We start from the raw sequence: 12841 nt of genomic DNA, 5'->3' as shown, positions 1-12841 counted from the left end.
AATGATGAAAAAGATAATACTAGGACTCGCTTGTGCGGCCGCTTTACTTGGTACAACGGTACAGGCGAAAGAAATCCGTTTGGCGTCAGACTTTACGTATCCGCCATTTAACTACAAAAACAGTGATGGTGTGCCTGTCGGGTTTGATATTGAGATAGCGGATGCCTTGTGTGAGCAAGCCAAACTCGATTGTACTTGGGTTTCACAAAGTTGGGACTCGCTAATTCCAAGTTTGTTGGCAAGAAAGTCAGATGTGATTATGGCTTCAATGCGTATTACCGAAGAGCGTAAGCGTAAGATCTTGTTTACTGATAAGTACTACCAAACTCCAGCCGTGTTTGTTGCTGCTAAAAGCGCGGAATTCAGCGTCGATGAGGCAGGCTTAGCAGGTAAAACCATCGGTGTTCAGCAAGGTACGATTCACGATCGCTACGTAACCGACAAGTTTGGCGATGTGGCAAACATTAAGCGTTATACCGGCCAAGATGAAGTTTATCTGGATCTGCAAAACGGTCGTCTAGATCTAACCTTCGGCAACTCAGATCAACTGTCATTGGCTTTCTTAGACAAGAAAGAAGGCGAGGGCTTTGAATTCAAAGGCAAAGCAGTGACCGACAAAGCCTACATTGGCGAAGGTACGGCGTTAGCACTAAGAAAGCAGGATTCAAAACTGGCGAAACAATTCAATGCCGCGATTGAAGAGATCAGAGCAAACGGTACTTACGACAAGATCGCCGCGAAGTACTTTACGTTTGATATCTATGGCGCTGATTTGTAATTCGTCTAACGCCTAAAAATTAGAACACCAAAAACAAAAATCCGAGGGCTGTGAGGCTCTCGGATTTTTATTGGCTCCAAAAGACCATTGTTTAAGTGTTTAAGTGTTTAAGTGTGTAGTTGGGAAGGGGAGAAGAGACGTACAAAAAAAGCCACTCGACTGAGTGGCTTAGTGCAAGGAAAGTAGGCAGTGCCTTGCCAACAATCGTAACTAATGATCTGATTAGTATATTTTATTCCAATCAGCAATCGTCACATCGCTATTGTCGTAATTGATAGCTTCTGCTGTAACCTTAGATATCTCATTTAATAATTGAATATCTTCTGCGTCCGTCACGGGTACTGGAGCAACAATGACCGAGTTATTTGATTTTACCTGTAGTGAGTAAGAGTTATTCGTTAGAACACCGTTGGTTTCCACTACCGATAGCCCGTTTAAGCTTAGGGGATGAGCTAGGGAATACTCAGCAATTAAATTCGCGGTTTGTAACTCTTCAGCACTGAACTTCACACCTTTAAAACCATCGTAATAGTAACGGCCATGGATCAGGGAATCTTCGAATTTGAATGCATCAACGAATAGAGATGTAGCCTTGTTAGGGGCCTTTGTCTCATAGTTTACTTGAACAAAGTATTCGGTTTCGGTTGAATCTTCACTTACGAAACCAGGAATTAATTTGCCTCCAGATTCGACAGCACTTGAAGCGACTGACACTGTACCGTAGCCAGACTCGGCGCGGCTCTCAACTTTAAACTTCTCGTTGTCACTATTACAGTCCTGACATGCCACGTTGATAAACTTTGAATACGCTTGCGTAGGATCTGAGGAGTTTTTATTAACTTGAGTACGTCTAAACAGACCTGTTCCAGGAGTGTCATCGCTTGATGTTTGATAGAAAGTAAAAGACTCAAATTGCTCTTCGGGCTCGTCACTGAAGTTATAACTGTTTTCAAGAATGAAGACGAGTTCACCGCCAGTGTTACCTACGTTTGAGCTGTAAGCAATGATCTCTTGGGGAATTGAGGATTCAAATTCTGATTTTGCGGTGCTCTAATTTAACTTGGGTGCCCAATCATTTGGATCTTGGCATTCGCCTTTGGATGCGAAATAGATAATAGAGACGGGGAGCGTAGTGATACCATTTTTTGTGCCGTATTGATCGACAACATAATCAATACCCGGCCAATTCTTCGCTTCTACGTTTTCTGCAATACAGAAATCCATCACCTCTTTATCGACACCTTGTGTCTTAGGGTTTTTCTTCAAGTAGTCAACGACAAAGCCGACTTCTTGAGATGCGTCGATCAACTCCTGTCTAGTTTCCAACGGAAGTTCCGTGTTCTGCGAACCCGTAGTCAAAGATGTTAGCAATCCAGTTGGGGAGGTTTTTAATTGCTTAACATTTGTTGCGTCCATATAAAGCGCAGCAGAGTCAAAAAATGACGCTTTAAGCTTAGTTGTAATCATTTCATCAATGCTACTACGCATGTTCTCACCGACTTCATGAGCACCATTGTAGTGGGCGTTAACGATAGATGAAGAGAATAGGCTTATACAAATGGTTGAAGCTAAAACGGTTTTTTTCATAATACTAATCCTTCAATATCTATTGTTTAACTTGACTGAATTTGGTCGGTGTAGAGATAGATAGGCTCGTCTTTCCGACAGGCAAGTTCATAATCGTATTAACGCCTTCTGAGCTCAGTTTTTTTGATTGCAAATCTACCTTGTTCAGTTTTTGGTTTAGAGTAGATTTAGTCGCGGTAACTTGCTGGGTTTTAGGCTTTGAAGTGGTGGTTGATTTTTTTGAACTATCTCCCCCGCAGCCGATCAAAGCTATAGGTAATATAATTGCACTGATATGTAGAAATTTAATCATTGTTATGGGACCTCATATAACATCGGGGAGACCAACCTAGTAGCTGATTGGGTTATTAAGCTTTGTATCAACTGCTTACAATTCATTTTATAAGTCATACTGCCAAAGCGGAGCAACCGATTGTGTTAAACAGAAATTCCATATTGTTCAGTGCAAATTGGTGAGTCGAGACTGTGAATAAGATATAAGGTGCACTAATTAATAAAACTCTAGGTTATTCATGTTCCGCGCTTTTAATCTACTTTCTCTAATTATCCTGGCTTCTTCCGTATCTTTTTACGTTAAGGCTAGTGGTTCGATTACAATCGGAGTTCAAACCTCAGGATTTTCTCCGTACGTTGTTGTCCAAGAGGGGGAGGTTTCGGGATTATTGCCTGAATTGACCGGTTTCTATGCAGAGCGTGAGTTGAATGGCTTGGAGTTTGTCGGTTTTCATTCTCCGTCGGATCTAAATAACGTACTTAAAACTGAACAAGTTGATGCCATTATTACGGCTGAACAAAATGTTTCTAGTAGCGGTGTTATTTACTCTAAACCTATCTTATCTAGTCGAATGGTTAGCCTAAGTAGTGAGCCTATTGAAAGCCACTTATTAATGAAGGGACGAAACCTGGCTTATTTTGAAGACTCGAGTAACGCGTCTTCTGTGAAATCGCTTCTCCCATTTTCTTCTTTTAAGTCATATTCATCCTATCAAACCGCGATTGCTGCTGTAGCTCGAGAGAACGCGTTAGCCATTGTTGATGATGGAGTGTTACTGCACAACAAGTTAATGAATAGCCCCTATGAGTTATTTTTGTCGGTCAACTTACATGATGGTTTACCCTTAAATAATTATGTTATTGCCTTACTGGATACGCCTGAAAATAGGAAGTTGCTGGGTATTATCAATAACGCTATAAACCAAGATAACTCAAGCAAGCTTGTTAATATTCGCAAAAAGTGGTTGAACGAAATACAAAGGCGTCTTCTGTTAGTCGTTAGTAAAAACAAGCTGCTATTAACTGAAAAAGAACAGCAGTTCCTTCTTCTTAATCCGAACATATATGTATCATCGACGGCAGACTCTAAGCCTATATCTTTCATGAATAGTGAAGGTAAGCCTGATGGTATTTCGATTGATATATTGAGTGAAATATCCCGACTTACGGGGTTAAACTTTATTTACGACAACGACCTCGATTTACAGGGCAACCAAGCTCATCCAGTTTCTCTTCCAGTAATTCATACTAAGGCGACACCTTCTACTGGTGACGATGAGCATCACCTCTATTCTAAGCCTTTCATGGTTGAGCCGTGGGCACTGGTTGGTAAAAGTGATACGAGTAAATTGGCGGTATTCGGTGAGTTAACGAAGAGCTCCGTTATTGGAACTATAAACGACAGTGTCGGAATAGAGCTTGTGAAACGCTATTGTGAGGCTTGCCCAATTAAGACCTATAGCTCTGAGTTGCTTTTGCTCGATGCCGTGGATACAGGAGAGGTAGACTCAGCGATGCTTTCGCTCTATTTAGCGTCTCCTCTATTACAGGGCCAGTATTCAGGGTACTTACGCGTAACAAGCCTGCTATCTAAAGACAACGATATTCCAGTCGCCTACAGTGTCGAAGCCGACCAAGAAGTGCTGAACAATATTATTAACAAAGCGCTGTTCGTCATACCTCATCACAAGTATCAGCAGATCAAGAAGCATTGGTTGGATGTGTCTTATGAATCGGGCGTAGATACGGCAGATGTTATCTTGGGTGCTGCCATTTTAATCTCTGTAGCATCGGTGCTCATTATGCTTGTAATGGCATGGAGTTGGAAACTAAGACGTGAAGTTGAAGATCGAAAGCGAACTGAATCCGCTCTCAAACATCAAGTGGAGTTCGAGCGTTCATTGTTGGACGCAATGCCGTTTCCTATTGTTGTGCGTAACTTGGATAACCAGATAATCAGTCTGAACAGTGCCGCGCAGCAGCTTACTGGTTTTGAGTTAATCGAAGGAACCATCGTTAATAACTCCGATGAAGACACAATGATCCATCACGGGGTTGTTTTACCTCGCTTAGAAAAAGAAGTCGTTTCGCCGCAAGGCAGTAAACACTACGCGTATTGGAAGTGCCCTTATATCTCCAACGGGAATATCGAAGGCTCAGTGACCATTCTTGATGATCTTACTGAGCTTTACGAAGCGAAAAAAATTGCAAAAAGTGCCGATGACCGAGTACAGAAACTGGCGAACAATTTGCATGGCGCGGTTATACAGCATATTCAGCCCAAACGAAGTCTTCACGATATTGAATTCGTCTTTATTAGTAATGGGGTAGAGGAGCTTTTAGGGCTTACTCCTGCTCAATTGCGCCGCTCTCCAATTAGTTTTTTCGCACCGCTTAATGCTCAGGATCGTCGAACCTTAATTAAGAAGGTACGTAGTGGAAATAAAGAGGGAAAACTAAGCCTCGATATTGGAGTGAATATTGATAACCAAAACCGATGGCTCAATTTGCAGAGTAAGATTTCTGATCTTGGTGATTATTATGAATGGGACTCTGTTCTTACTGATATCACTGAGCTAAAACAACAGCAAGAAGAGCTAACACAAGCAAGACAAAGTGCTATCGCCGCAACTGAGGCCAAGTCTCGATTTTTGGCAAACATGAGTCATGAAATCCGCACTCCATTGGGAGGCATTGTTAGCTTGTTGGAATTGTCAGAGCAATATGAAGTTGGTTATGAAGTTCAAAAAATCCATACAACGCTGAGTCAATCGGCGAATAACCTACTGCATATTGTTAACGATATACTCGATTTCTCGAAAATTGAAGCCGGTAAGCTGACCCTAGATTATCAGCCAGCAAGTCTAGATACATTGACCCTTAGAGTGACTCAGTTGCAGGCGAGGCAAGCTCACGCCAAAGGGTTACAGTTCAAATTTTGGTTAGACCCTGAGTTGAATGATTTAGTCTTAATGGATGATATTCGTATTGGACAGGTTTTAAATAACTTGTTGAGCAATGCCATTAAATTTACAGAATATGGAACCGTAGGTTTAGCGGCAAAGTTACTCGACCTGGATGGTGAACAGCAACAAATTTGTTTCGAGGTGTTTGACAGTGGCATCGGTATCAGTGAAGAACACATTCGAAACCTATTCCAACCTTTTGTTCAAGCCGATGAAGGAACCACGAGGAAATATGGTGGTTCAGGCCTTGGTTTGACTATCTCGAAGCAACTTATTGAACAAATGGGTGGCAGTCTTAACGTGACGAGTAAGATCAACATTGGTTCAACGTTCTCTATTACGCTGCCGCTTAAAACGCTCGCTGAAAATAACAGGGCGGACATGAATGGTAAGGTGGCGCTACTTACCAAAACGTTCATGCAGCAATCTGAATTAGAGAACTATCTAACATCTTGGGGTATTAAGGTTATCTCAAAGAATGTTCAGGTGACTAAAGAGCTCGCACACTGGGTCGATACCATTGAGCCTGATTTTGTGTTTATTCCTCATGAGCTAGATCAGAGCATTGATACGTTCGCCGAAAGCGTGCAGTTTATTTGTGTCAGTGAACAAGGAATGCTTTCGCCTGCGCCATGCAAATTGGGCTGGAATCTGTCAGCAAACCCATTGTTGCCTTCGCAGTTGATGCACTGTTTGCACAACTGTCCTGCGTTTGTGGAAGATGTTGTCCAAGATGATAATACTCTGAAATTGAGTACTGAGTCGCGCGAGTCTGCCAAACAGAATCAAAGACTTATCTTAATAGCGGAAGATCACCCAATCAATCAACAGATAATTCTTCAACAAATTGAGCAATTAGGTTTCCATGCCGACATGGTAGATAACGGCAAGGAAGCACTTGTTGCCTTAGATAATGAAGATTATGGGCTGCTAATTACCGATTGCCACATGCCTGAGATGGATGGCTACGAATTAACGAGGCAGATCCGAGTAAAAGAGCAGACCCAAAACCAACCTCGTCTTCCGATCATTGCGTTAACCGCAAACGCTGTGCAAGGTGAAAATGATAAGTGCTTTGAGATTGGTATGGATGACTTCTTATCAAAACCAACCAAATTAAGGGTGATTGGCGACACCATAATCAAACATCTTGATAAGGTGCAATCTGTTGTCGATAAGCCTTGTATTAGTTCCTCGGAGCCTAAAAGTGAGCCGAGCTCTGCTCCGATTGATCTCGCCAACTTAACCGAATTGTTTGGTGACCAAGATCTCGTCATGCAGATCATCACTGACTTTATCAAGAGCCATCAAGCTGACATGCCTCTGCTTCAAGCTGCGTGTGAACAGCGAGATCTCGAAGCCATTAAACAGGTAGCTCATAAGATGAAGGGAGCTGCAAAAATGGTAGGCACAGAGGACATTGCCAATCAATTGCAAACAATGGAATTGGTCTCCTTAAGTGACTTAGATGGTATTCAAGCACATTACGACAACCTCGAACAGCTGACGAACCAATTGAAGACTTATTGTTCAGAATCAATCAAACCATTTAAGGAGCTACCATGAACCAGCATGTTGTAGTGATAGAAGATCACCCTTTTCAATTGAATGTAATGGGGATGGTTTTAAAGAGTTTGGGTATGGAAAATGTCCAACCTTTTGAATGTGGATATAAGGCTCTAGAGTTTATTGAAGCCTCTTCTGTCGATTTGATCTTATGTGATCTGAATATGCCGATGATCGATGGTATCGAACTCCTAAAACGCCTTGCTGAGGCCGATTTTCAAGGCAATATCATCATCACAAGTGCGGAAAGCAAAACAGTGCTCGATGCCGCAAGGAAGATGTGTAAAGCGTTTAACCTGAATTTGCTTGGTGTTCTTGAGAAGCCAATAGCAAAAGAGTCGCTGTCAAAGTTAATTAACCTTAACTCTACAAAAGAAGCGGCTGCTTCTAATTCTAATAACGACATCGTTATTGCGGATGAAGACATAGCAAAAGCGGTAAGCAACCAAGAGTTTATGTTCTATTACCAACCGATAGTGTGTATCCATAGTGGTGAATGGCGAGAAAGTGAATCGCTAATTCGATGGCAGCACCCTCGTTATGGCGTACTCAGCCCTTTTTTCTTTTTGTCTCGGTTACTTGAGTCAGGAAAAATGGGAGAGGTGATGAAGTATTTAATCAATCAAGCGATCAATGAGAAGTCATTTCTCGGAGAGCGGAGATTTGCAATAAACCTGACAGCTAAAGATATTATTGACGGTGATATTGTTGATTATATCTTCGCTTTGATCGACCAAGGTGAACTTGAGACAGAGCAGATAAAATTGGAATTAACAGAATCTGATTTAGTTGAAAGTGTCGCTCTTGCTTTAGCGTCCACCACGAGGATATGCATGCGCGGTATTCCCCTGGCGATTGACGACTTTGGAACAGGTTACTCTTCACTCAAGCAATTAGATGACCTGCCATTTTCAGCACTGAAACTGGATATCGACTTTGTGAAAAACATTCAGAGCAGTCGTTCAAGCCATGCCATTGTTCGCGCTACTCTCTACTTGGCTCACTTATTAGAACTGAGTACGGTTGCTGAAGGGGTTGAGGATCATTCTCTTTGGATGGACATTCGTGAAATCAGTAATGTCGACACATTGGTTCAGGGCTATTTTATCGCTCGTCCAATGCCCGCTCGTAAACTATTAGAGTGGAAAGAAGACTGGGACAGCAAAATTAAAGAGCTGAACTTAATTAAAGAAATTAAATAAGCGGGCTTTGAACATAACGGTAAATTTGTTTAGTGAATGTGTTCGCTATTAAATATGAACAAACGTTACCATCAGCCACAACCAGCGCTAATGAAAAAACCTTATGCTATTGTCTCGCTATATCAACATTAAAGTACAGTTTATTGTACTGCTCTCAATAATATCTCTTAGCCTAGCTGCCATTATCTCAATAAATGTCTTTATTCATAATGATAATAGTCAGCGCCTAAAGCAGTTAGAGTCAAGTTACTACCCTGCACTTGAGCATGCGACGAAAATATATTCTCTTTTACCTAACGTGAAGCAACAGTTCGAAGCTGCTGTCGTGATGGAAGATGAGCAAGCTCTCGATTTTGCACGTCAAATTTCTTCTGAACTGCAAGTTGAAGCGAGTCGTGGTGCCGATGTTTTACCTTCACAAGCGACAGCTTTTAATAAACTGTCACAACAACTAGCAAGGTACACGGATTCTGCGTACGCGCTGAGCGAAGATTTTATTAATCTCAATGACTCTTTCGAGAGCCTGACCTCCAGAGCGAACCAACTTAGCACTGAATATGATTCATTAGTTGCGTTAAGCGAGACGTTACGTGCATCCGCGAGTCAGAAGGTCGTAGACACTATCTTGCACTCTGAAAAAGCCGCAAACGACGCTGCGAATCAATCTATTTGGTTAGGTGTGTTCTTTTTGATCTCTGTGATTTCGGTTGGTTACGCAATATTCAAATCGGTTATTAGCTCAATATTGCTTGTGACAGAAAAGATGAAGGCGATTGCGACTGGGGATGGTGACTTAACGGTACGCATCGACTACGCAGGAAAAGATGAGATATCAACGCTTGTTGAGAGTTTCAATCAATTCATTGAAAAGCTACAAGGCATTATCGCGAGTACGTTAAGCATTGGACACGAGCTTGAGGTTGTCAGCGACAAGATTCGTAGCGAGTCGAATCAAACCTTGGCTCTAAATAGCACTCAACGTGATCACATCGAAGAGGTTACCGAGGCGGTCAATAACATCATCGACCTCATAGAACAAGTTGTTAACTTTGCATCGCATGCAGATTCTCAAGCTCAAAAAGCCAATTCTAGTGCTCAAACAGGAACACAAGTGGTTCTTAAAACGAGTAAAGAAATTGAAGAGCTTGCGACAAACATCCGTGATACGGCCTGTAAGTTGAAAGAACTCGATCAGAATGCAAGCAATGTTGGCTCAATACTAAACACAATACAAAGTGTCGCTGAGCAAACGAATTTATTAGCACTAAATGCTGCAATTGAAGCTGCGCGAGCTGGTGAACATGGCCGAGGCTTTGCTGTTGTGTCCGACGAAGTGCGCGTGTTAGCGAACAATACTCAACAATCCGCAACAGAAATTAATGCCCTGTTGGTCGACCTTAAGTCCGGCTCTAACGCTGCTGTTGGCGCTATGGACCAAGGCTTAGCGAGCTCGTCACAGGCGGTTGGAGACGCGCAAAACGCGGGTGACTATCTATTAGAAATTAGTGGCCAGGTAGAAGAAATTACCGAGCTCAACAAACAAATTGCAAGTACTACAGAGCATCAAGCTCGTGCTTCAAAACAAATCCACACCCATATGGATGATTTTAGACAGTGCTCTCATCAAGTGTCTCAGTCGACAGATCAACTCGAAGCTCTAAGTCACCAACTGAGTGGCATCGTTACAGAGCTGAGTAAATCAACATCACAATTTAAAGTATAACGGAGAACAACAATGACTAACTCCTCTTTTCGCTTATTGCCGTTAGCGGTAGCACTTGCGACTTCATTCGCTGCACACGCTACAGATGAGCAAAAATTGGCTGAGCTTGAAAACAAGGTCGCTATTCTTGAAGCAAAAGAACTAAATTCAGTCGCTGATAAATTTAACTTCAACGGTTTTGCGTCTTTGAACATGCAACTTGGTAACAATAGCCATGGTTTCATGAAGTCAGAAAACAAAGTACGCTTTGAAGAAGGTTCTCTAATTGGTTTGCAGGGTGAGTTTGAAGTTAACGAATCTACTTCAGCTGTAGTGCAAATGGTTGCTCGAGGCACTAAGAAAGAAAACTGGACACCGGATGTTGAGTGGGCATTTCTAAGCCATAAAGTAACACCAAACCTGACACTTCGTGGCGGTAAGCTGCGTCTTCCTCTTTTCATGTACTCTGACTACCTAGAGGTGGGTTACGCTCAAACAAGCGTTCGCGTACCTAGCGAAGTATACGGCCCAGTCGTTCTTACATCACTGACTGGTGGGGATTTCATTTACGATATTGAGTTGGAAGATAGCACAGCATCATTCCAAGGGTTTGTAGGAGCACAAAAGCTTTCAGCTTCTAAGCATACCTATAGTGCCGATACTCAGTTCGATGATATCGTTGGTGGGGTGTTCAACTGGACCGACGACACTTGGACATTACGTGCGGTTTACGCTCAAGCAACAGTTAGCTCAAGCACTAATTGGATCTTAGATAATGACCCACTAAATCCGGGGAATTCGTATGAAATGCAGAATACTAAATTCAATGATGAAAAAGCGAAATTTTACGGTATTGGTGGTCGATACGACAACGGTAACCTAGCGCTTGTTTCAGAAGTGACTCGCACTACAGTAGAAGGTTTTTACCAAGATGTAGATGCAGCTTACCTGACAGTATCTTACCGTGTGAACGAATTCACACCTTACGTGACTGCTGCGCATATGGAGACAACAGACGATGCTGAGCGCAATGGCCAAGTGAAAAGTACAGGTATGAAAGCGCTATTAGGCACCGGAAGCCCGAATGATTACAAGTCAGCAAAATACGTTGCAAGTGGCTTAAATGTTCAACGCACAACTTACAGCATCGGTACTCGTTGGGACTTTATGCCTAATATCGCGCTGAAAGGTGATGTTAGCTACCTAACCAACTTCGGTTCAACTAATGGTGGTGTTAACGCATCTTACAAGAACGAAGACAACATCTTGTACACAGTTAAAGTTGACGCGGTATTTTAAGGAAGAGAATTATGTTTAAAAAAGCATTGGTAGCCGCTGCTCTTCTTAGCAGCATGAACGCTTTCGCTGGTTTGGTTGTTGTTGGCAACCCATCAATGAATGAGCTTGACGCTTCAACAGTTAAAAAACTGTATCTAGGTAAAGCAAAGTCTCTACAGATTGAAGCGGTAGACTTGGAAGACGGTCACCCACTTAAGGGTACTTTTCACCAAGCAATTACAAAGAAGACAGAAGCACAGCTTCAAGCTTACTGGGCAAAGCGAGTATTTACGGGTAAAGGTCAACCACCTAAAGCTGTAGGTCAAGAAAGCTTAGCGAAAGACATGGTCGCTAGCTCTTCAAACAAAATTGCTTATATCGATGACTCTTTAGTTGATAGTTCAGTTAAGGTTCTTCTAAAGCTTTAATCTTGAGCTTTAAAATAAAAGCTTGAGCTGCAAAGTAAAGGCTTTTCGTGTGGCGCTCTAATAGGGCGCCACTCTTACATTGGCTTACATACTGCTCGAACTCTCTTACTTACCGCTTACACTCGCTTGTTAATTTCCTATCCTATTGTTTTATAAGGCAATCTTACCGGTTGTTTTTTGTTCTATTTTCTAAAAAATCCAAATTTTTTATATTTTTATTCATTTAGTTTGTTTGATATAAAAATGGGCATGTTGAGATTATTTGGTTGAGTTATAGAATGCGCGGGTAATATAAACAAATAGGTGAGGATACAATCTGATGCTAAATGACAAAAGAACAAAAATCTTGAGCTCAGCAGAAAAGCTATTTATTTCTCAGCCTTATAGTAAAGTTTCAATTCGGTCTATTGCTAAGTCTGCGGGTGTAAGCCCCGCGTTAATTCTTTATTACTTTAATAACAAAGAGCAATTGTTTGATCAGCTCATCGAAGAGCATACAAGTCGTTTTCAAGATCAGTTCTCAAAGTATCAGAGAGTGGATGGAATACAACTACAACACTTACTTTCTGAACTTATCGAGTTTTGGGAAGCTTCGCCTAACATCTTTTTACTATTCACTTTTGGCGGAAGCTCATACAATTACGAAAATGTTCAACGCCTTAAAGAGTCTAAGTTTGGTTACACCTACAATAAGACTCTTGAAAATCTTCTTTATTTAGTTGATGGCTGTAACGAGTCAAACTTTCATTATTACCAGATGTTGGTTACGTCGTTAGTGTCTCAACCATATTTAGCAAACAAGCAACAAAAATATAACAATGACAACTCTACGTTTAACCTTATGCAATACCAAGAGGTTATAGCTAGCTTATTTAAAGAAGAGACTCGCTTTGCTTATTAAATAACTGCTTATTAAATGAATTATTCGTAAGTTACATTTTGGGTTTTTAAGTCTTAACTCCTAATTCCTCAAAAACTGACACGAAAAAACGCCGCTCATTTGAGCTAATGCCGATCGTTTAAGAAGACTTGAACGATCTTGCAGTTAGCAGATAATCCCC

At 41.6% G+C, this 12841-nt stretch carries 10 protein-coding genes; 7 read left to right on the top strand and 3 right to left on the bottom strand.

Going from position 1 to position 12841, the window contains the following annotated elements; all coding sequences use genetic code 11:
- The first annotated feature begins 4 nt into the window (after positions 1-4).
- The gene (locus tag AB6D80_RS04255) at positions 5-778 is read left to right on the top strand and encodes an ABC transporter substrate-binding protein (RefSeq protein WP_017085617.1); all 774 of its coding nucleotides are present in this window, start codon (positions 5-7) and stop codon (positions 776-778) included.
- A gap of 222 nt (positions 779-1000) precedes the next feature.
- On the opposite strand, the gene AB6D80_RS04250 is transcribed toward AB6D80_RS04255, so the two are convergent.
- The 3 genes from AB6D80_RS04250 to AB6D80_RS04240 all read right to left on the bottom strand — a co-directional run bounded on the left by AB6D80_RS04250 (position 1001) and on the right by AB6D80_RS04240 (position 2657).
- Positions 1001-1567 carry a hypothetical protein gene (locus tag AB6D80_RS04250; RefSeq protein WP_372187849.1) on the bottom strand — a complete coding sequence of 189 codons (567 nt, stop codon included), beginning with the start codon at positions 1565-1567 and terminating at the stop codon, positions 1001-1003.
- 261 nt (positions 1568-1828) lie between these two features.
- Positions 1829-2365, bottom strand: a complete 537-nt coding sequence (locus AB6D80_RS04245) for a hypothetical protein (protein WP_372187846.1) — start codon at positions 2363-2365, stop codon at positions 1829-1831.
- Between the two features lie 19 nt (positions 2366-2384).
- The gene (locus tag AB6D80_RS04240; RefSeq protein WP_009846433.1) at positions 2385-2657 is read right to left on the bottom strand and encodes a hypothetical protein; all 273 of its coding nucleotides are present in this window, start codon (positions 2655-2657) and stop codon (positions 2385-2387) included.
- A gap of 370 nt (positions 2658-3027) precedes the next feature.
- On the opposite strand from AB6D80_RS04240, the gene AB6D80_RS04235 reads away from it, so the two are divergent.
- From AB6D80_RS04235 to AB6D80_RS04210, 6 genes are all read left to right on the top strand, one after another.
- On the top strand, positions 3028-7170 hold the full coding sequence (locus tag AB6D80_RS04235; RefSeq protein WP_372187844.1) for an ATP-binding protein: 4143 nt from the start codon (positions 3028-3030) through the stop codon (positions 7168-7170).
- A complete protein-coding gene (locus AB6D80_RS04230) occupies positions 7167-8372 on the top strand; it encodes an EAL domain-containing protein (RefSeq protein ID WP_372187841.1) in 1206 nt (401 codons plus the stop codon). Before AB6D80_RS04235 ends, AB6D80_RS04230 begins: the two co-directional genes overlap by 4 nt.
- Before the next feature lie 103 nt (positions 8373-8475).
- Positions 8476-10095: a methyl-accepting chemotaxis protein gene (locus AB6D80_RS04225; protein ID WP_009846436.1), complete on the top strand. Its 1620-nt coding sequence runs from the start codon at positions 8476-8478 to the stop codon at positions 10093-10095.
- Positions 10096-10107: 12 nt separating this feature from the next.
- Positions 10108-11373, top strand: a complete 1266-nt coding sequence (locus tag AB6D80_RS04220) for a hypothetical protein (RefSeq protein WP_135383930.1) — start codon at positions 10108-10110, stop codon at positions 11371-11373.
- Between the two features lie 11 nt (positions 11374-11384).
- A complete protein-coding gene (locus tag AB6D80_RS04215; protein WP_009846438.1) occupies positions 11385-11780 on the top strand; it encodes a phosphate ABC transporter substrate-binding protein in 396 nt (131 codons plus the stop codon).
- A 319-nt stretch (positions 11781-12099) separates the two neighbouring features.
- Entirely contained in the window at positions 12100-12681 is a 582-nt protein-coding gene (locus tag AB6D80_RS04210; protein ID WP_017104255.1) for a TetR/AcrR family transcriptional regulator, read from the top strand.
- Positions 12682-12841 lie beyond the last annotated feature (160 nt).

It is taken from the genome of Vibrio sp. 10N.247.310.17 (genome assembly GCF_041466605.1).
Taxonomy (GTDB): domain Bacteria; phylum Pseudomonadota; class Gammaproteobacteria; order Enterobacterales; family Vibrionaceae; genus Vibrio; species Vibrio tasmaniensis_A.
The sequence above is the reverse complement of the archived record's forward strand: the minus strand, read 5'-3'. Positions and strand labels throughout refer to the sequence as shown.